The organism is Vibrio sp. La 4.2.2 (genome assembly GCF_027586995.1).
GTDB lineage: Bacteria > Pseudomonadota > Gammaproteobacteria > Enterobacterales > Vibrionaceae > Vibrio > Vibrio mediterranei.
The window spans coordinates 35,036-54,116 of sequence record NZ_JAPPTJ010000007.1 but is presented as its reverse complement, the minus strand read 5'-3'; the positions used below and the strand labels follow the sequence as shown (position 1 = coordinate 54,116).

Annotated in this window: 21 protein-coding genes; 7 read left to right on the top strand and 14 right to left on the bottom strand. The window is 43.2% G+C overall.

The genetic code is table 11. The annotated features are described in order from the left end of the window. Positions 1-52: 52 nt before the first annotated feature. Positions 53-961, top strand: coding sequence for an N-acetylglucosamine kinase (nagK, locus tag OH456_RS16880; RefSeq protein WP_006074168.1), 909 nt, complete (start codon positions 53-55; stop codon positions 959-961). Positions 962-1,028: 67 nt separating this feature from the next. On the opposite strand, the gene yegS is transcribed toward nagK, so the two are convergent. Then, entirely contained in the window at positions 1,029-1,931 is a 903-nt protein-coding gene (gene yegS, locus OH456_RS16875; RefSeq protein WP_006074166.1) for a lipid kinase YegS, read from the bottom strand. Positions 1,932-1,976: 45 nt separating this feature from the next. Beyond that, positions 1,977-2,780, bottom strand: coding sequence for a Cof-type HAD-IIB family hydrolase (locus tag OH456_RS16870; RefSeq protein WP_006074164.1), 804 nt, complete (start codon positions 2,778-2,780; stop codon positions 1,977-1,979). A gap of 148 nt (positions 2,781-2,928) precedes the next feature. Here OH456_RS16870 and queE point away from each other — a divergent pair, with 148 nt between their 5' ends. Beyond that, positions 2,929-3,609 (top strand): 7-carboxy-7-deazaguanine synthase QueE, encoded by a 681-nt coding sequence (gene queE / locus OH456_RS16865; RefSeq protein WP_006074162.1) that lies wholly within the window; start codon positions 2,929-2,931, stop codon positions 3,607-3,609. Positions 3,610-3,626: 17 nt separating this feature from the next. Continuing rightward, positions 3,627-4,313, top strand: a complete 687-nt coding sequence (gene queC, locus OH456_RS16860) for a 7-cyano-7-deazaguanine synthase QueC (protein ID WP_124939739.1) — start codon at positions 3,627-3,629, stop codon at positions 4,311-4,313. A gap of 33 nt (positions 4,314-4,346) precedes the next feature. Here the strand turns inward: queC and OH456_RS16855 are convergent, their stop codons facing one another. The 4 genes from OH456_RS16855 to OH456_RS16840 form a co-directional block, all read right to left on the bottom strand. After that, the gene (locus OH456_RS16855) at positions 4,347-4,706 is read right to left on the bottom strand and encodes a DUF2750 domain-containing protein (protein WP_006074158.1); all 360 of its coding nucleotides are present in this window, start codon (positions 4,704-4,706) and stop codon (positions 4,347-4,349) included. A 121-nt stretch (positions 4,707-4,827) separates the two neighbouring features. Next, a complete protein-coding gene (locus OH456_RS16850; RefSeq protein WP_006074157.1) occupies positions 4,828-5,451 on the bottom strand; it encodes an OmpA family protein in 624 nt (207 codons plus the stop codon). A 1-nt stretch (position 5,452) separates the two neighbouring features. Further along, a complete protein-coding gene (locus tag OH456_RS16845; protein ID WP_006074156.1) occupies positions 5,453-6,772 on the bottom strand; it encodes a TolC family outer membrane protein in 1,320 nt (439 codons plus the stop codon). A gap of 384 nt (positions 6,773-7,156) precedes the next feature. Continuing rightward, the gene (locus tag OH456_RS16840; RefSeq protein WP_006074154.1) at positions 7,157-8,347 is read right to left on the bottom strand and encodes a class I SAM-dependent methyltransferase; all 1,191 of its coding nucleotides are present in this window, start codon (positions 8,345-8,347) and stop codon (positions 7,157-7,159) included. Positions 8,348-8,497: 150 nt separating this feature from the next. Here OH456_RS16840 and yccX point away from each other — a divergent pair, with 150 nt between their 5' ends. Further along, positions 8,498-8,773, top strand: coding sequence for an acylphosphatase (gene yccX, locus OH456_RS16835; RefSeq protein ID WP_006074153.1), 276 nt, complete (start codon positions 8,498-8,500; stop codon positions 8,771-8,773). 4 nt (positions 8,774-8,777) lie between these two features. Here the strand turns inward: yccX and OH456_RS16830 are convergent, their stop codons facing one another. The 6 genes from OH456_RS16830 to OH456_RS16805 all read right to left on the bottom strand — a co-directional run bounded on the left by OH456_RS16830 (position 8,778) and on the right by OH456_RS16805 (position 14,306). Next, positions 8,778-9,107 carry a TusE/DsrC/DsvC family sulfur relay protein gene (locus OH456_RS16830; RefSeq protein WP_124939737.1) on the bottom strand — a complete coding sequence of 110 codons (330 nt, stop codon included), beginning with the start codon at positions 9,105-9,107 and terminating at the stop codon, positions 8,778-8,780. Between the two features lie 147 nt (positions 9,108-9,254). Next, a complete protein-coding gene (locus tag OH456_RS16825) occupies positions 9,255-9,917 on the bottom strand; it encodes a Bax inhibitor-1 family protein (protein WP_038230452.1) in 663 nt (220 codons plus the stop codon). 217 nt (positions 9,918-10,134) lie between these two features. Further along, entirely contained in the window at positions 10,135-10,884 is a 750-nt protein-coding gene (locus OH456_RS16820; RefSeq protein WP_031496112.1) for an amino acid ABC transporter ATP-binding protein, read from the bottom strand. Positions 10,885-10,905: 21 nt separating this feature from the next. Further along, the gene (locus OH456_RS16815; protein WP_198557846.1) at positions 10,906-12,003 is read right to left on the bottom strand and encodes an amino acid ABC transporter permease; all 1,098 of its coding nucleotides are present in this window, start codon (positions 12,001-12,003) and stop codon (positions 10,906-10,908) included. 1 nt (position 12,004) lies between these two features. Beyond that, positions 12,005-13,207 (bottom strand): amino acid ABC transporter permease, encoded by a 1,203-nt coding sequence (locus OH456_RS16810; RefSeq protein ID WP_006074561.1) that lies wholly within the window; start codon positions 13,205-13,207, stop codon positions 12,005-12,007. A 70-nt stretch (positions 13,208-13,277) separates the two neighbouring features. Beyond that, a complete protein-coding gene (locus OH456_RS16805; protein ID WP_006074559.1) occupies positions 13,278-14,306 on the bottom strand; it encodes an amino acid ABC transporter substrate-binding protein in 1,029 nt (342 codons plus the stop codon). Positions 14,307-14,763: 457 nt separating this feature from the next. Between OH456_RS16805 and OH456_RS16800 the strand changes: the two genes are divergently transcribed. After that, on the top strand, positions 14,764-15,702 hold the full coding sequence (locus OH456_RS16800) for a siroheme synthase (RefSeq protein ID WP_006074556.1): 939 nt from the start codon (positions 14,764-14,766) through the stop codon (positions 15,700-15,702). A 41-nt stretch (positions 15,703-15,743) separates the two neighbouring features. On the opposite strand, the gene OH456_RS16795 is transcribed toward OH456_RS16800, so the two are convergent. Further along, a complete protein-coding gene (locus OH456_RS16795; protein WP_006074555.1) occupies positions 15,744-16,226 on the bottom strand; it encodes a YajQ family cyclic di-GMP-binding protein in 483 nt (160 codons plus the stop codon). Between the two features lies 1 nt (position 16,227). Beyond that, a complete protein-coding gene (locus tag OH456_RS16790; RefSeq protein WP_270033925.1) occupies positions 16,228-17,292 on the bottom strand; it encodes a 3-deoxy-7-phosphoheptulonate synthase in 1,065 nt (354 codons plus the stop codon). 261 nt (positions 17,293-17,553) lie between these two features. Between OH456_RS16790 and OH456_RS16785 the strand changes: the two genes are divergently transcribed. Continuing rightward, a complete protein-coding gene (locus OH456_RS16785; protein WP_006074553.1) occupies positions 17,554-18,465 on the top strand; it encodes a putative PEP-binding protein in 912 nt (303 codons plus the stop codon). Positions 18,466-18,591: 126 nt separating this feature from the next. Further along, positions 18,592-19,071, top strand: coding sequence for a PaaI family thioesterase (locus OH456_RS16780; protein WP_006074551.1), 480 nt, complete (start codon positions 18,592-18,594; stop codon positions 19,069-19,071). The last annotated feature ends 10 nt before the right edge of the window (positions 19,072-19,081 follow it).

The following is a 19,081-nucleotide window of genomic DNA, read 5'->3' as shown; positions in this document are numbered from 1 at the left end:
GCCAACAGTTATCTATTTTTTACCTCAAGTTGAGGTTAGCAAGGAGAGTTGCATGTATTACGGCTTTGATGTCGGTGGCACTAAAATTGAATTTGGTGCATTTAATGAAAAACTTGAACGCGTTGCGACAGAACGTGTACCTACACCAGGCGATGATTATCCGCTACTAGTAGAGACCCTAGCAGGTTTAGTGGCTAAGTACGATGCAGAACTTGGAACCGAAGGTAAAGTAGGTCTTGGTCTGCCTGGTATGGAAGACGCTGACGACGGAACTGTACTCACCGTAAACATTGCATGTGCGAAAGGCAAACCTCTGCGTAGTGACTTAGAAGCGAAGATTGGGCGCGAAGTGAAACTTGAGAATGATGCAAACTGCTTTGCATTGTCTGAAGCATGGGATGACGAACTGAAAGATGCTCCATCTGTAATGGGTCTAATTCTTGGAACTGGCTTTGGTGGTGGGTTGATCTACGAAGGCAAAGTGTTCTCTGGTCGTAACCACGTAGCCGGTGAACTAGGTCATATGCGACTGCCTATTGATGCTTGGTTCCACCTTGGTGAAAAAGCGCCGCTTCTTGATTGTGGCTGTGGTAAGAAAGGGTGCTTAGATAACTACCTATCTGGACGTGGATTCGAGCTACTTTATGCAAATTATTACGGCGAAAAGAAGAAAGCTATCGACATAATTAAAGCACGTGAAGCTGGTGACGCCGATGCTATTGAGTTCGTTGATATGTTCATGGAGCTGTTGGCTATTTGTTTCGCTAACATCTTCACGGGCAACGATCCGCATGTGGTTACATTAGGCGGTGGTCTATCTAACTACGACCTTATTTATGAAGAAATGCCTAAGCGTATTCCTAAATATCTAATGTCTGTGGCGAAGTGTCCGAAAATCGTCAAAGCGAAGCACGGAGATTCTGGTGGTGTTCGTGGTGCTGCATTCCTTAACATCAAGTAGTGTTGATTGGATTGAAAAAAAGCGACCAGAAATGGTCGCTTTTTTGTTACTTGCATTAAGCTGAAAATCAGTGACTAACTAGCATTGGGCAGTGCTCTGGTAAAACCAATTGGATTGTGTTCGGCAGCACACAAAACTCGATATTGGTAGCTTCGATAGGTTCACCATCTAAATTTACAGGCATGATACCATCGGAAATCCATTCAATGGTTTTTACCTGATTACGTTTAACGAACATTCCACTATAACCATCATCTTGCATCAACTCCTCAATTACGGCAGGGATATCGCTGGGGGTGAATTCCTCAAGCGACACCACATCTAAATAGCCGTCGTTGATAAAGGAGGTTGGAGAGAGCGCTTGGCCACCACCGGCCATTCTCCCATTGCAAATAGCGCCGACAACCACATTGCTTGTGACAGTTTGACCATCAAACTTCACCGTGCCTTTAAAAGGTTGGAAGTTGATGGCTTGAACGAGGCCTGCGAGCGTGTAGGCTCCTCCGCCAAGGAAGTTTTTTAGGGCAATAGGTGTGTTTGCTGTAACTTGCGCACCAAACCCAGCGGTAGCGATATTCACAAAGTGACGGTCATTCGCTCTCGCTGCATCAACTGGCTTAGACGTTCCCGAAACAGCTAATAGCAAGGCATCGTAAGCAGAATTGGTTGGGATGGAGCAGGCGGTCGCAAAGTCGTTAGCGGTTCCAAGTGGCAAAACCGCAACTTCCATTGTGGTGATATTGTTTTTTAAAAGTGCATCAACTACTTCGTTTATGGTTCCGTCGCCACCTCCAGCAATGAGCCTAGAGACGCCTTGATCCGCCGCTTCTTGTACTAATCTTTCAATATCGCCTCCTTCCCAAGTCACACGGACTTCTATAGGGTAACCTTCACCACGGAGTTGATAGATGGCTTCTCTAATATCATCTTGAGCAGCTTTCTTTCCGTTAAGTAGGAGGCGATAAGTCATATTTCTTCCTTAAAACAGTATGTTATCTAGTCAACACAATGAAAACTATAGCACAAACTTTTCAATGGCTTTAGCTACACCGTCATCGTCATTACTGTCAGTAATATAGTCGGCAATGGATTTAGTTTCTGGCATGGCGTTCGCCATCGCAACACCTTTACCAGCGAATTTGATCATATGATGGTCATTTTCTGCATCACCAAAACACATGGTTTGTTCGTACGGGATATTTAAGTGATCGGCAATAACTTTAACACCTTCACCTTTGTTGCTTAAAGGGTTCAAAAACTCAAGGAAGAATGGGGCGCTTTGTACAATGGTATAGTCGTCGTGGTAGCGCGCTGGGATTTTACCGATGCCCTCAGTTAGTTGAGCTGGCTCACCAACAATCATCGCTTTGATGATCTCGTGATCATCCTCTAGCTTATTAAAATCATAGATGGTGATATCTAGCTTATTGATCTCAGCTTCGTGGTCGGTGTAAGGATTCGCTTCTGTAGCAATCAAACCCAATTCGCGGCTAAAGGCATGGCAATGCAGGCCGAGCTGTTTCGCTAGGTTCGCTACTTCTTTAGCGCGACGACCATCGATGATTTGTTGATGAAGTATGTCACCTGATACTACCTTCTGTACAAAGGTACCATTGAAATGGATGACATAATCTTCTTCACCGTTCAAACCAAGCTCATTAAGGGCATCTAACATACCGTTGAGAGGGCGACCAGATGCAAGCACCACTTGGACGCCTTGTTGTTTGGCAGATTGGATAGCTTGTTTAGTACGCGGAGAGATTTTTTTATCAGATGTTAGTAGGGTTCCATCCATATCGATGGCAATGAGTTTATACACGTTACTTACCTAAAAAAGAAATAAATCAAACGCCTCTAGGATATGAAAAAGCGCGTTACACTACCAGAGATTTAGTATGACACTTTGTATTGAATTTCTTGGTCGCATCCTTTAAGGTCTGCTCATCTTATATAATTGGCATGATTTGATGAGTAATACTCGATTTAAAATCAACGAGATGTTTGAAACCATCCAAGGTGAGGGCATGTTTACCGGCGTCCCGGCGGTATTTATCCGACTTCAAATTTGTAACGTAGGCTGTTCGTGGTGTGATACGAAGCAGACATGGGATGCGAATAATGAAGACCAACGTTCGTTTGGAGAAATCATAACTAAACAAGGTGACAGCCCCACGTGGAGCGATGTCGACGCAGCGGAAATTGTGGCTATGTATCAATCGCAGCAGTTTAACGCAAAGCACATTGTGATTACTGGAGGCGAGCCTTGTGAGTATGATCTAACCGCGTTATGTGAAGCCTTTGAAGCCATTGGATGTCGTTGCCAAATCGAAACCAGCGGTACTTCAGAAATAAGAGTCACGCCAGTAACCTGGGTTACGGTGTCACCAAAAGTGGCAATGAAGGGAAAACTTCCTGTACTTTCCTCGTCGTTAGAACGTGCTGATGAAATCAAGCATCCAGTTGCGACGCAAAAAAACGTCGACCAATTAGATGAGCTTTTACAGGGTGTAGAGTTAAAGAGTGATGTGGTTATTGCGCTTCAGCCAATCAGCCAGAAGCCACGTGCAACTGAGTTGTGTATTGAAACTTGTATTCAGAGAAATTGGCGTTTATCAGTTCAAACACATAAATATTTAAGTATTGCTTAAAGGGCGAGGAGATATTGATGAAAAAGGCAGTAGTCGTTTTTAGTGGTGGACAAGATTCAACAACTTGCTTGGTCCAAGCACTTGAGCAGTACGATGAAGTACATGCAATTACGTTTGATTATGGCCAACGCCATAAGCTAGAGATTGAAGTAGCGGAAGCATTGGCAAACAAGCTCAACGTGAAAGCACACAAAGTTATGGACGTTAGCTTGCTCAACGAGCTTGCGATTAGCTCATTAACTCGTGACGATATTCCTGTCTCGCACGAGCTTCAAGAAAATGGTCTGCCGAATTCATTCGTGCCGGGTCGCAATATACTGTTTCTGACACTGGCGGGTATTTACGCCTATCAAATCGGCGCGCAAGCTGTCATTACCGGTGTATGTGAAACGGACTTTTCTGGCTACCCTGACTGTCGAAATGACTTTATCAAAGCTATGAATAGCGCTTTGGTGCAAGGGATGGACAGAGAGTTTGATATTGTTACGCCACTTATGTGGTTAGATAAGGCAGAGACTTGGGCGCTGGCTGATAAGTTTAATGCGCTATCGTTAATCCGAGAAGAAACGTTAACCTGCTATAACGGCGTTATTGGCGACGGTTGTGGAGATTGTCCATCTTGTGATCTTCGAGCGAACGGACTGAATCATTATTTAGAGAATAAGTCTGAAGTGATGGCTTCTCTGAACGAGAAGTCAGAATAAAAAAAAGAGGCTGAAAGCCTCTATTTTTTTCGTTTACTTAGCGTTTAAGTACAACTTAGCGATAGCTGATGGTTCCATTTCCTTACCGTCTAGCTGACTGTTCCAGTTGGTACCGATTAGCACACCATCTTCATCGAGAGTTAGTAGCCAATCTTCTACAAAGATATCAAGTGGGATGTGTAACACTTCAAAATCAGCCCACTCTTCAACGTTGTGTGTTTTTGCGTCTTCCTCAGACGACCAAAACGGCATAACTTCTGTGTTTTCGAACTCAGTAGAATCGCACGCTAACCAACCATCTTCATTACGCAGGCCCCAAACAAGCTGGTTTTGGGTGGTTTCCTCAATAAACAGGTTAAGGTTTTGTTCGATATCTGAAGTTAATTTACTCATCACTTTATACTCTTAATAAGAATTGCTACAAGGTTAGCATGAGATACCGAATATCTAAATGAAATAAAACAAAAAGAGCGCTAATACATAGCGCTCTTAGTTTAACTGAGTGAAGAGTGAACTATTTACCGATAGTAGTAAAGATAGTCCATTCTTTTTCTACTTCACCTTTATAACCAACAACGGAAGCAACCACTTTTCTGTTCATCGCATGTGCAAACTCGGTATCACCAAGCTCTTCTGGCTGGGTATCGCCATAGCCCACAATAGTTAGGCGTTCTGGGGCAATACCGTTGTTGATGATCGCTTCACGAACAACCTCAGCGCGATTCTTCGAAAGTACCAAGTTCTTCTCTGGGTTACCAACTACACTCGCATAGCCTTGAATTTCAATAGTGGTATCTGGGTACTCCTTTAAGAAGTCTGCCATTTGGCTGATTTGTGTTTGGAATACTGGTTTGATATATGTTGACGCGTTATCAAACAAAATTCTCAACGCCATCGTATTCGACACGTCGACATATTGTTCACAACCATCGTTATCTAACGCAGCGCCCTCCGGAGTTGCAATACACAAGTCACGGGCATTAATAACGCCATCACCATCATCGTCGATTAAATCGGCTTTTTGATCGGCAAGAGGAGTTGCGATGTAGTCGTATTTATCATTTTCAGGCGTTGTTGCTGATGCAAAAAGCGGCAGAGAAACAAGGCCACATAGTAGTAATTTGGTCTGTAGTTTCATATTAATACTCCACCTTCTCGTTCCACTCTTTTGGAGTGTCAACTCGTAATGCTGCAAGTAAATCGCCAGTAGCATTCATCACTCGATAGCGAGCAAATTGCTCAGCGTATTTAGCGTCTAAATATCCTTTACGAGCCTCGAACAGTTCGTTTTCGGTGTTAAGAACATCAAGAAGAGTACGTTTGCCTATCTTGTATTGTTTTTGGTAAGCAACAACAGTGTCAGAAGCAGAGTCTACGTGATCGGACAAAAATTCACGTTGTTGAATGGTGAACTCTAAACCTGTCCAAGAGAGTTTTAATCCTTCTTCAACCATGCGGTAGGTTCTGTCACGGAAGTCTTTGGCTTTATTGAGTTGGTACGCTGCAGCTTCAGTACGATCGGAATCTGAGCCGCCATTATATAAGTTGTAACGCATTCGAAGCATAGCGCGAGTTTCATTATCGGTACCGATATTACCACCGGCATCGTCACGCCAGTTATGGCCCGCATCGATATAGAAGGTAGGGTAGTTAACCCCTTTAGTTTGTTGGTATTGAAAACGAGCAGAGTCTACATCCACCTGAGAGACTTTGATTACAGGGTGATGTTCCATGGCGATTTTTAGTGCGTCATCTACGGTTGGTGGAATAGCGACTTCATCAGCTCTAGGATATTTGAGGCCCAAAGGGGCTTGCCCTACTAGGCGTTTAAACTGCGTATGTGTATCGAAAAGGTTGTTCTGCGCGGCGAGTAAGTTACCATGAGCTTTTGCAATACGAGCTTCGACTTGTGAAAGGTCAGCGGTTGAACCAATACCTGAGTCAACACGCTTTTTAATGTCTTTATATATTTTCTTGTGTACTTCTAGATTAGCTTCAGAGAGAGCCAATATCTCGTAGGCTTTGGTCGCGTCGAGATAAATCTGAGCAACTTCAAGCGCAATGTCTGAGGCATCCGCAAGTAATTGGTATCTCACAGACTCTGCTTCCGCAGCAGTTCGATCCATATCGTTTAATGTCTCGTTACCATCCCAAATCAATTGAGTAAGACTAATACCAACTTCCTTTCGAGTTAAGTTCTCGTTTCGACTATTTAAAGAGTTTTCACGGTCATAATCCGTTCTTTCGTAGCCGATACCACCGTCCAAGTCGACTTTAGGTCGATACGCCCCCACAGAAGCTTCTGCGTCATATCGTTTACTAACGTATTCATTATAAGCGGCTTTAATATCAGGGTTAGTAGCAAGTGTGTTTGCCACTGCTTGCTCTAATGTTTGACTGCTAACCGGAAGGCTAAGGGCTACAAAACAAGCGGCTGCTGTTAGAGTGAACCTGTTCAATGTTATTCTCCTTAATCCTTGGCTAGACGAATTGCTGATTTTTGGTTTTGAGCTTGCAAATTCATCACTTCTACTCACTACTATTTATTCGAGTTAAGTCATAAACTTAGGTAACACGCTATAGAATTACTATAGCGCACAACCTTGTTCTTTCAACCTAGCTCGATCACACCTTGAACCTAAAGAGGGGTAGGTACAGGCTAGATGTTGGCTTTGTTATACATTGCCACATACTATTGAAAATAGTAGAGAAATTCGTTAATTCAATTAAGGAAATGAAAAAATGTCTTATTTTTGAGACAGCTCAATCAAAAAAGCCATTCTTTTCGAAAAAAGAATGGCTTAGAAAATGATGTAGAGTCTTGACTCTAAAGTGCTTTAGGTCTAGAGGACTTTACAAGCAAACCCTTTCAAGTAGAAGCCTTCCGGGTAAGCGGTATCTGTTGGGTGGTCTGCGGCTTGTTCAAATCGTTCTACAAACTTAACAGAACGGTTAGCATCTACAGCGGCGTCTGCGATTATTTTTTGGAATAATGCGCCGTCCATTAATCCTGAGCAAGAGTAAGTCAAAAGGGTACCACCGGGCTTCAAGATCTGCATTGCTAGCATATTGATATCCTTGTAGCCGCGACAAGCGCCATTGAGTTGAGCTTTCGATTCGGCAAACTTTGGCGGATCCATGATAACTACATCAAACTTGGTTCCTTGATCTCGGTATTCACGCAATAACTTGAAGACATCTGCATTGAGGAACACCGCTTTTTTCTTCTCAGTGAAACCATTCAGCTCGGCATTGTGTTTCGCGGTATCAAGAGCCAGTTGAGAAACATCGGCGTTAATGACACGCTTGGCACCGCCCTTTAATGCATAAAGTCCAAATCCACCGGTATAACTGAAGCAGTTTAGTACTTCTTTATCTTTTACATACTTCTGTGCTTGATAACGGCTATCGCGCTGATCCAAGTAGAACCCCGTTTTGTGTCCGTTAATGATATCGACGCTAATTTTTACGCCATTTTCTTCGATGACGACTGGCTTTGATGGTGTTTCCCCATGCAATACACCCGTGCGTTCTCTTAATCCCTCTTTTTTACGAACCGATACATCAGAACGCTCGTAAATAGAGCATTCTGGGAAGCACTGCGTAAGTGCTTCTACAAGGGCATCCTTTTGGAATTCTGCTCCAGCACTGAGCAATTGGCAAACTAGGAAGTTTTCATAGCGGTCGATGGTAATACCCGGTAAACCATCAGACTCTGCAGCTATCAAGCGATATCCGGTCAAGCCATCTCGTTCAATAATGTCTTCCCTTAGTAACTGAGCTTGCTTGATACGGCTGACAAAAAAGCTAACGTCAATATCTTGCTTTTCAAAGCTCCATACACGTGCTCGAATCTGAGAGTTAGGGGAGTATGCAGCCTTAGCTAACCACTCGCCATTGCTAGCGAACACGTCGACTGTTTCGCCAAGTGACGGCTGGCCGTCAACATGAGAAATACCTCTAGAGAAAATCCAAGGATGTTTGCGTCGAAGTGATTTGTCGCGACCTTTAACAAGATGAATAGCTGGAGCCATAGGATGCCTTACGAAGTTGAAACAGAGAAAAGGTTGGCTATTTTGTGTGAAGATTCAAACAAATGCAAATAGAGTTCCGTTAACCTGATTTAGAAACTGTATAGATGAACTAAAATCAGCTTAGCACGCTGTTCATGCAGGAGAGAAGATATGACTCAAATTTGTCAGAAGGTTGTTGTGAAAGGCATGGTTCAAGGAGTAGGGTTTCGTTACCACACTTGTCATGAAGGGTTAAAATTGGGACTGACTGGGTATGCTAAAAACTTATATGATGGCTCGGTTGAGGTGGTTGCATGTGGTGATCAAACTAAAGTTGAAGCTTTGTGTGAATGGCTAATGCAAGGCCCAAGGACCGCAACGGTTGATTCGGTGACCAAAGAGCCTTGTGAACAAAGTATTGTTTACAGTGGTTTTAAAATTCTCTGAGTACTTATAAGCACTTTGCAGGCTTTGGTAAACCTGCAAGTTTTGTAGCTTGCTTTGCCGGGCCTTTTTTGAACAGCTTGAAAAGATATTTACTGTTTCCTTTTTCCGGACCATGTGCCTTTTCCATTGCTTTTACCAGCATTCGTACCGCTGGTGAGGTGTTAAACTCCACATAAAAGTCGCGAACAAACATTACAACCTCTAGATGTGCATCGGTCAGTTCAATACCTTCCTCTTGTGCTAGAGTTTCGATCATCGCAGGCTCCCAATCTTGATGATTGAGCAAATACCCTTCGGCGTCAGTTTCGATGGTTTTACCGTTAAATTCAAACATGTTTTTGATCTTGTAATTGAAACACGTGGCAAGGTTAGCTTAGTTACACGCTTTTTTTCAAGAGTGGTAGGGTGGTTTTAATCAGTATTTAGATACAAAAAAGCCCAAGAACGTGTCTTGGGCTTTCCTTAACATCCAGCGACTTGATTAGTCGTCGTTCATAATACCTAGGATAGATAGTAGGCTGATGAAGATGTTGTAGATAGAGACATACAAGCTTACAGTTGCAGAGATGTAGTTAGTCTCACCGCCGCGAACAATTTGCTGAGTTGTAAGCAAGATAACGCCTGTTGAGAACAGGATAAACATTCCGCTCATCGCTAGGTATAGCATTGGCATTTGTAGGAAGATGTTTGCAACCATACCTACCAACAGCACAACGAAACCAGCTAGAAGCATACCGTTAAGGAACGATAGGTCACGTTTGGTTGTTAGTGCGTAAGCCGACGCGCTTAAGAACGCTAGAGCAGTACCACCTAAAGCGGTCACAATAACATCGCCCATACCAGCGCCAACATAAGCGTTAAGGATAGGACCGATTGTGTAACCTAGGAAGCCAGTAAATAGGAACGTAAATACCAAGCCCATGCTGTTGTTGCGGTTCTTTTCAGTAAGGAAAAGCAAACCGTAGAAGCCAACCAGCATAATAATCAAACCTGGGCGAGGCAGGTTCATAGCCATAGAAAATGCTGCAACGACCGCAGACCAAAGTAGCGTCATAGATAGCAGCGCGTAAGTATTTCGCAATACTTTGTTAGTTTGCAGTACACTCGCTTGAGATGAACTGCGAGATACCATAGGATCGTTCATAATCTTCCTCATAGATGATTGTCTTTACTTATATGACTATTTATGGGGCTGTTTGTTCGAAAAATCAAGTCCACAAATACAAGTCATTGAACAAAATCATAATAAAAATAATTGGTTAAGTGTGTAGTAAGTTGTAACACGATATTTCTACGTTGCAAATGGCAAAACAATGTAAAAATGGCGACTTAAAAAAGTCGCCATTTCTCATCCAGAGCAATCAGTGATGAAGTATCTGACTTAGGAAGTTTTGCGTTCGATCTGATTGCGGATTTTCAAAGAAATCAACAGGATTGTTCTCTTCGATTATCTCCCCGGCATCCATAAATATCACTCGGTCGGCAACCTCTTTTGCAAAACCCATTTCGTGCGTTACACACAGCATGGTCATTCCTTCCTCTGCGAGTTCTACCATTACGTCCAGTACTTCTCTAACCATTTCTGGGTCGAGAGCTGACGTTGGCTCGTCGAACAACATAACCTGCGGGTTCATACACAATGAGCGAGCGATAGCTACGCGTTGCTGCTGTCCACCAGATAGCTGACCTGGATATTTGTCAGCTTGATCTGGGATTTTAACGCGCTCAAGATATTTCATCGCAATGGCTTCCGCTTCTTCTTTTGGCATCTTTTTGACCCAAATAGGAGCAAGCGTGCAGTTCTCCAGCACCGTGAGGTGAGGGAACAAGTTAAAGTGTTGGAAGCACATGCCCACTTCACGTCTCACCGCTTCGATGTTTTTCAGGTCTTCAGTCAATTCGTTACCAGAGACAAAAATGTGTCCTGCTTGATGCTCTTCTAATCGGTTAATACAACGAATCATCGTTGACTTACCTGAACCGGAAGGGCCACAAATTACGATTTTTTCACCCTTTTTAACGTCAAGGTTGATATTTTTCAGTACGTGAAACTCGCCGTACCACTTGTTCATGTCCTTTAATTGGATCATGTAATCTTCTTGTTGCGTCATAATACGTCCTCGAATTTCCGTTTATCGTTTGTGACCGGTATGCAGCTTGTTCTCTAGCCAAATCGAGTATCTCGACATGCCAAAACAGAACACCCAGAACACTAACGCGACAAATACATAACTTTCCGTAGCAAAACCAAGCCACTCGGGGTCGGTGTTTGCGGCTTGACCAATACCCAGTACATCAAACATACCAATGATGAGTACTAGACTGGTATCTTTAAATAAACCGATGAAGGTGTTTACGATTGAAGGAATGGTAATCTTAAGTGCCTGCGGTAGCACAATAAGCCCCATTTTTTTCCAATAAGTAAGACCTAAAGCGTCTGCTGCTTCATATTGGCCTTTTGGAATAGCCTGTAGACCACCACGAATAACTTCCGCCATATAAGCCGCACTGAACATGACAACACCAATCAATGCTCTAATCAGCTTGTCAGTTTCTACACCTTCTGAGAAAAATAACGGCAGCATTACCGACGCCATAAACAGAACAGTGATAAGCGGAACGCCACGCCATACTTCGATATAAACAGTACAGATACTGCGAATAATCGGCATCTCTGAACGTCGACCTAATGCTAACGCTACACCAATAGGTAGAGAGACGATAATACCCACAAGAGCAATGATCAGTGTGACAAGTAGACCACCCCATTTGTGTGTTTCTACGACTTCAAGCCCAAACACACCACCGTATAAGAGGCCAGCGGCGATGAAAGGATAGATGTTGACGAAGAACAACCAAATCCATAAACGTTTAGGCGTTCGCTCATAAGCAAGCAAAGCAACGAAAATTGCCAGTGTTGCGTAGAACAGGCGAGGGCGCCATAACTCAGCTTGAGGGTAGAATCCATACATGAACTGTTCCCAGCGAACGCTGATAAACACCCAGCACGCGCCTTCTCTAGAACAAGCGTCGCGAGTGGTACCAACCCAATCTGCTTTGAGAATAGCCCAATCGAACACATACCAAAGTAGAGAGAGAGCAAAGTAGCCTAAAACAATCGTTAGTAGAGAGTTAACAGGGCCATTAAATAGATTCTTTCGTAACCAACCTACCACACCAACAGTATTGGCTGGCGGCGGAAGGTCCGGTTGAAATTGATGCTGTGACATATTACCTCTCCACCAATGCAACTTTCTTGTTGTACAAGTTCATCAATGCAGACGTCACCAAACTCAAGGTTAGGTAAACGGCCATAGTCATTGCGATGATTTCAATGGCTTGTCCAACTTGGTTTAACGTAGTACCAGCGAACACAGATACTAAATCTGGGTAACCTATCGCCATAGCTAAAGAAGAGTTCTTTGTCAGGTTAAGGTATTGACTGGTGAGTGGTGGAATGATGATCCTCATTGCCTGAGGAATAACGACCAGTTTTAATGTGCGAGATTTAGGTAATCCAAGAGACATTGCTGCCTCGGTTTGACCGTGGTTTACAGCATTAATGCCTGAGCGAACGATTTCAGCAATGAAGGAAGCGGTATAGATACTTAAAGCAAGAGTCAAAGCCGCAAGCTCAGGAATAATACTGATACCACCTTTAAAGTTGAAGCCTTTAAGAACGGGGTACTCTGCCGTGATAGGCATGCCCATAACAAAAAATACAACAACAGGAAGGACAACGATTAAACCCAAACCAATGCGAAACATTGGTGTTTGTTGACCAGTAAGCTTTTGTTTGTTCTTAGCCCAAATATTAATAATGATGGTCGCAATAATACCGAGTATAAAAGCGCCGATCACCACGCTACTGCCTTCTCCAAACACTGGAGCAGGGAAGTAAAGGCCACGAACATTTAAGAAAATAGCTTCACCTAGGCTCATACTTTGACGAGCGGAAGGTAAGGCTTGAAGGACCGCAAAGTACCAGAAGAAGATCTGTAACAATAAAGGAATGTTTCGGAAAATCTCGATATACACTGCAGCAAATCGACTAACTAGCCAGTTAGAAGAAAGTCGAGCAATACCGATGACAAATCCGAGAACAGTAGCTAACACAATGCCTAGCACAGAGACTAGCGCCGTGTTTAAAAGCCCCACAAAAAAGGTTCGGCCATAAGAAAAGGTTTCGTCATACTCGATAAGAGTAAGACCAATTCCAAAGCCTGCTTCTTGGTTTAAGAAATCAAAACCCGTTGCGATACCTCGAGCAGCTAGATTGTTTAACGCATTGTTAACGATCGTATAGAAAAAGAGTCCTAAAGCGAGAACGGCGATAACTTGGAAAACAATAGAGCGGAAGGTGGGGTTGTATAGTAGATTTGCGCTTTTCGCAGGTTTGTTCTGCGGTGCGACTTGAGTCGTAGTAGGTTTCATACAGCTATAACCTCAAATCCTTTTAAAAAAAGGGCGGATGAACCGCCCTTATTTGAGCACTTAATAGTTATTAGCGGATTGGTGGCGCGTACATGAAGCCGCCAGCATTCCATAGTGCGTTTACGCCACGTGAGATTTGAAGTGGTGAACCTTCACCAACTGTACGCTCAAAACTCTCGCCGTAGTTACCTACTTGTTTAATGATTTGGTAGCCCCAATCATCACGGATACCTAGGCCTTTACCTTTAGGACCATCAACACCAAGAATGCGCTTGATGTTTGGATCTTTAGACTTCAGCATTTCATCTGCGTTCTTTGACGTGATGCCATATTCTTCAGCGTTCACCATTGCTGCTAGTGTCCACTTAGCGATGTTGAACCATTGGTCGTCGCCTTGACGTACTACTGGGCCAAGAGGCTCTTTAGAAATGATTTCTGGAAGAACGACCGCTGAACTTGGATCTTGAAGGTTTAGACGAAGTGCATACAGACCTGATTGGTCAGTTGTTAACACATCACAACGACCTGAGTCGAAACCTTTTGACGTTTGAGCTGCAGTATCGAATACTACTGGCTTGTATTCCATACCATTGTTACGGAAGTAATCAGCTAGGTTCAGCTCAGTAGTGGTACCTGATTGAACACAAACAGACGCGCCGTCAAGTTCTTTAGCGCTAGAAAGACCTAGATCTTTCTTAACCATAAAGCCTTGACCATCGTAGTAGTTAACACCAACGAAGTTTAGACCTAGTGCAGAGTCACGGTGTAGAGTCCATGTAGTGTTACGTGATAGTACATCAATCTCACCAGATTGAAGTGCAGTAAAACGTTCTTTCGCAGTCAATGGAACGTATTTAACTTTGGATTTGTCACCCAATACCGCAGCAGCAAGAGCTTGGCAGTATTCTACGTCAATACCTTCCCACTCACCTTTTGAGTTAGGGTTAGAGAAGCCTGGAAGACCAGTACTAACGCCACAGGTTAAAACGCCAGCTTTAGTGACTTTGTCGAGAGTGCCGTCAGCAGCAGATGCTGATGTACTCATCATTGCAGCAGATGCCGCTACTAAAGAAGCAATAAGAGTGAGTTTCTTTGCCATTGTGTATCCTTCCTGTTATTTCCGTGTAAATCAGGTCCAGCCTGAATACAATGTGCTAGTTATTGTTGTGTTGCATCATAAGTCGTTAAAATTGAACTGATTTGGTGCAATTTGTAACGACCGTTTAAAGCGTAGATAATGATTTGTGATTTCTCAAATTATTAATTTAAATAGTGTTTTGAGTTGCCACATACGTCTAAACAGTAGTTAGAATGACGAAATGTGATGATTTTGTAAATAGTGCAGCTTGGCACCAAAAGGGTGCTTCAGAGAGTGGTATGTTATATTTGTGTTAAATTAACATAATCAGTCGTTTTATTGATTTTGGTTCAAATTTTTGACTAATAAACATTAAAAATTCAGTGAAAAATTGTTTTGTGACCAATGTCTCGGTGACAAATATGCACCGTAATGGTGAATATGAATGAATAGTTATTTCGTTTAGAAAAGGAAATTTATGCGTTACTTTCCACTGTTTATGGATTTACTAGATCGACCAGTTTTGGTCGTAGGGGGCGGAGAGGTCGCGTGCCGAAAAGTGGATACTTTAACGAGAGCAGGGGCTCGCGTAACGATAGTATCACCTCAACTAGAGCCTTACCTTGATGATTTAGTCGAGCAAGGTAAATGTTTATGGGTAAAGCGTTTCTACGAAGCTGAGTTAATGCATCAGGACTTTGTGCAAGTTTGGGCGACAACTGATAACCCAGAACTTAACCATCAGGTGCATAAAGATGCTAAAAAAATGGGTATTTTGGTAAATGTCGTTGATGATACCCCGTATTGCGACTTCATTACTCCATCGATAATCAATCGCGGCCGCGTTCAAATTGCCATATCAAGTGGTGGTGCCTCGCCAGTTTTAATTAGAGGTATTCGAGAAAAGCTTGAGTCCATACTTCCCATGAATACGGCTCAGCTGGCGGATTTTGCCGCAAGCAAACGTGGTGATATTAAACAGCATTTCGCTACCGTTGATGAGCGACGCAAGTTCTGGGAGTTGTTTTTCAACGAACCTAGGGTAGTGGAATGTAAGAATAATCATGAACTTGAGCTCGCCTATCAACAGCTCATAAACAGTGACGCAGAGTTTTCCAATGCCTGTACGTGGATCAAGTTTGGTGTTGACCCTGAACTCCTGCCTATTAAAGCACTAAGGATTATGCAAGAGGCTGAAGTGGTGTTCTTTGACAAGAGTTGTCCATTCGGATTTGTAGATTTAGTTCGACGGGACGCAGAGCGCATCGAGTTTCAAGATATCGCACAAGTCTCTCAAGACATTCAGAAACGCAAAGCAAACAAAGAACGTATAGTAGTGTTTGTAGACCCGCAATCTTCATCACATAGGCTTCTAAAAGAGGGCGATGAGGAAATTGGCTTGGCGCAGATAAAATAAAAGGGCGTTAACGCCCTTTTAATCAAAACGACTAACTCGAGTTAGTCGCGGAAGTTATTAAACTGGAATGGTTGACCTAGTTCGCCAGTCTTAACTAACTGCATAGTTGCTTGCAGGTCATCGCGTTTCTTACCTGTTACGCGGACTTTGTCACCTTGAATCGCGACTTGAACTTTAATTTTCGAGTCTTTTACCAGTTTCACGATTTTCTTTGCAACGTTGGTTTCGATACCTTGCTTGAACAATACGGTTTGGTGCCATTGTTTACCTGATTGTTCAGCCGTTTGCGATTCCATCGCGTTTACATCAACGCCGCGCTTAGTCAAGTTACCACGCAAAATATCGCGCATTTGCTTAAGCTGGAAATCGCCTTCACATGAAAGTTTTACGGATTCATCGTTTTGAGAGAACGATGCTTCGACGTTCCTAAAATCAAAACGCGTCGCCAGTTCACGGTTTGCATTGTCTACAGCATTACGCAGTTCTACTGTGTCGATTTCTGAAACAATATCAAATGACGGCATGTTAACCTTCCTTCTCGTTACGTTGTTTTACAGCATCAGCAAGAATGTCTAGCATTTGAACGGTATCATTCCAACTAAGGCAAGGATCTGTGATTGATTGTCCATAAGTAAGGTTATGGAGATCTTCCATGCTCTGGTTACCTTCTTCTATGAAGCTCTCAGCCATGATGCCTGAAATCTTGTTGGAACCAGAGATGATTTGACCAGCGATGTCTTTCGCAACGTCGAGTTGCTTACGATGTTGTTTTTGGCAGTTTGCATGACTGAAGTCAACAACTAGGCGAGCTGGCAAGTCAAATGATGCTAACTGCTCGCATGCTTTCTCGATAGACGCTTGATCGAAGTTTGGTCCTGTGTCTCCACCACGTAGAATCACGTGGCCATATGGGTTACCACTGGTGCGGTATACTGTCATACGGCCATGTTTATCTGGTGAGTAGAAATAGTGCTGTGCTCTCGCGGCGCGAATCGCATCAATTGCAATTTTGATGCTGCCGTTGGTACCGTTTTTGAAACCAACAGGACAAGACAAAGCTGAGGCCATTTCTCGGTGAATTTGCGACTCAGTAGTACGTGCGCCAATTGCGCCCCAAGTGATAAGGTCGGCGATGTATTGGCCCGTAATCATATCTAAAAACTCAGTTGCCGTAGCCAAACCAAGTTTGTTGATGTCTAGAAGCAAACCACGAGCTTTGTTTAAGCCAGTCTCAAGAGCATAAGAACCATCAAGATTGGGATCAGTAATTAAGCCTTTCCAGCCAACAACAGTGCGTGGTTTTTCAAAGTAGGTACGCATGACGATAAATAGTTCGTCTTTATACTTGTCTTGAATTGCACTTAAACGCTTAGCGTAGTCTAGTGCAGCTTCAGTATCGTGGACTGAACAAGGTCCTACTATGCAAAGAAGACGATGGTCTTCTCCGCTTAAAATACTTTCAATTTGACGGCGAGAATTAGCAATGCGCTCTGCAACGTCATCCGTGATTGGGTGATTCGTACTCAATTCTGACGGAGTCGGCATTGGACCTAATGCCTGTGTTCTTAGTTCATCTGTCTTTAATGGCATGGTGCAGCCTGCAAATTTATTACGAAGCGGTAAAGATAAACGAAATGACAGTTAGAATAAACCTCTAATCCGGAGATAACCGTATCATTTGCATTGATTCGCCCTTCATAAAACACACATTGGTTAAATTAGAATCAAAGTTTGGCTTTATCCTCGTGCTACAAAAATAGTGGTCACATTTAATTAAAAGGAATCCCTTGTATTCATTGGCGGGAGTCGGTATTTTTCCTTTAAAGCAAATAACAACAGCACGGAGCAGCAATGGGGTACGACACTATCCAAACTGGCCAAGAAGAAGCCGAATCAACAACCAACCTGAACCTTGGAAATGTACTGCCTAGTTTTGGCGAGCAGCAGCAACCTGCTACCCATCTTTATGTATCTATTTCTGAGCTCATTATGGAAAAGATATTCTTTCACCCCAACTATGCCTCAATGGTTGACTCTCTCGATACCGTAGAGCTCGAGGCAATAAATGCTATCTTAGGTGAGCAAAGTGCTTCAGAGTTTTTTGTTGAGACGTTGGTGAATGCAATTAAAGCGGCGAATATTGCTTCTTACGACACCGTACGTCTTGAACTCAATGATGCAAATAGCTACGAGATGAGTGCTCTACTAGGTGGAGGCGCGGAACCTGATGAGGTGAACCCTTGTCTGGGACTTCGTGGTGTCTCTCGATTTGCTTCTGACGCTTATAAAGCGTGCTTTGCGCTTGAATGCGAAGTGATAAAGCGTTTGAGAGCTGACGGTATTAATGTCGAAATCGTTGTGCCTTGCGTACGTGCCTTGAGTGATGCCGCAAAAATCATTGATCGACTCGCTGAGCAGGGTTTGCCACGAGGCCTTAATGGTTTAAAAGTATTGTTTGCTTGTGACACTCCTTCTGCAGTGCTGCTGTCTGAGCGTTTGCTTCAGTATTTCGATGGATTGGTAATTAAAGTTGAGAGCTTGACTCAATTGACTTTAGGTGTTGACATCAATCAAGAAGAACTAGTTCATCTATACGACCCCCAAAACGAAGCGGTACTAAAGCTAATTAAAGAAGCGGTTGCCGCCTCAAAAGAAGCGCGAAAACCGGCTCTACTGACAATTGGATCACTCGACGATTATCCAGCCCTTAAAGACTTCATTTCTGAACTGGGTAGAATCGACGTATATTCCACTGCAGCTTAATTACGGCGGCGCTACAGTGAAAGCTCCTGTCTTCTTACGAAGTTAGGAGCTTTTTATTAACAAAATTTTGACATCTTCGTAGCTTTCTAGTTTACTGGTCAGACAAGTATGAATGAGGGAAGTCGTATGTTATCGCCGTTACAAAAGGCTAATTTTTACCTTAACGCGTTTGGGTTTATGAAGGTGCCGTTAATTTGGTTATGCCGTCCAAAATTACTGGAACTGAACGAAGAAAAGGTCGTAATTAATATTCCATTAAGGCGACGTACGAAGAACCACTTAAACAGTATGTATTTTGGCGTGCTTGCGGTTGGTGCTGATGTTGCCGGCGGATTTATGGCGATGAACAAAGCGCAAAAACGCGGTAATAAAGTGTCGTTGGCATTCAAAGAGGTCGAAGGCAAATTTCTAAAACGGCCAGAAGCTGATGTTCAATTTGTTTGCTCTGACGGAAGGCTTATTGATGAAATGTTGGACGAGACGATAAGAACGGGAGAGCGTGTGAACAGACCGGTAAAGATTACCGCCATCTGTCCATCACTACATGGTGACGAACCAATGGCGGAGTTTTCTTTGGTCTTGTCATTAAAAGCTAAGGCAGCGTAACCTAGCAAAC

Coding starts and splice junctions, on each gene's coding strand:
- OH456_RS16800 (WP_006074556.1), top strand. CDS start 14,764: ATGCGTTACTTTCCACTGTTTATGGATTTACTAGATCGACCAGTTTTG.
- OH456_RS16855 (WP_006074158.1), bottom strand. CDS start 4,706: ATGAGTAAATTAACTTCAGATATCGAACAAAACCTTAACCTGTTTATT.
- OH456_RS16810 (WP_006074561.1), bottom strand. CDS start 13,207: ATGAAACCTACTACGACTCAAGTCGCACCGCAGAACAAACCTGCGAAA.
- OH456_RS16815 (WP_198557846.1), bottom strand. CDS start 12,003: ATGTCACAGCATCAATTTCAACCGGACCTTCCGCCGCCAGCCAATACT.
- OH456_RS16840 (WP_006074154.1), bottom strand. CDS start 8,347: ATGGCTCCAGCTATTCATCTTGTTAAAGGTCGCGACAAATCACTTCGA.
- OH456_RS16805 (WP_006074559.1), bottom strand. CDS start 14,306: ATGGCAAAGAAACTCACTCTTATTGCTTCTTTAGTAGCGGCATCTGCT.
- queE (WP_006074162.1), top strand. CDS start 2,929: ATGAGTAATACTCGATTTAAAATCAACGAGATGTTTGAAACCATCCAA.
- OH456_RS16785 (WP_006074553.1), top strand. CDS start 17,554: ATGGGGTACGACACTATCCAAACTGGCCAAGAAGAAGCCGAATCAACA.
- OH456_RS16795 (WP_006074555.1), bottom strand. CDS start 16,226: ATGCCGTCATTTGATATTGTTTCAGAAATCGACACAGTAGAACTGCGT.
- OH456_RS16850 (WP_006074157.1), bottom strand. CDS start 5,451: ATGAAACTACAGACCAAATTACTACTATGTGGCCTTGTTTCTCTGCCG.
- nagK (WP_006074168.1), top strand. CDS start 53: ATGTATTACGGCTTTGATGTCGGTGGCACTAAAATTGAATTTGGTGCA.
- OH456_RS16790 (WP_270033925.1), bottom strand. CDS start 17,292: ATGCCATTAAAGACAGATGAACTAAGAACACAGGCATTAGGTCCAATG.
- OH456_RS16780 (WP_006074551.1), top strand. CDS start 18,592: ATGTTATCGCCGTTACAAAAGGCTAATTTTTACCTTAACGCGTTTGGG.
- OH456_RS16825 (WP_038230452.1), bottom strand. CDS start 9,917: ATGAACGATCCTATGGTATCTCGCAGTTCATCTCAAGCGAGTGTACTG.
- OH456_RS16830 (WP_124939737.1), bottom strand. CDS start 9,107: ATGTTTGAATTTAACGGTAAAACCATCGAAACTGACGCCGAAGGGTAT.
- OH456_RS16820 (WP_031496112.1), bottom strand. CDS start 10,884: ATGACGCAACAAGAAGATTACATGATCCAATTAAAGGACATGAACAAG.
- yegS (WP_006074166.1), bottom strand. CDS start 1,931: ATGACTTATCGCCTCCTACTTAACGGAAAGAAAGCTGCTCAAGATGAT.
- queC (WP_124939739.1), top strand. CDS start 3,627: ATGAAAAAGGCAGTAGTCGTTTTTAGTGGTGGACAAGATTCAACAACT.
- yccX (WP_006074153.1), top strand. CDS start 8,498: ATGACTCAAATTTGTCAGAAGGTTGTTGTGAAAGGCATGGTTCAAGGA.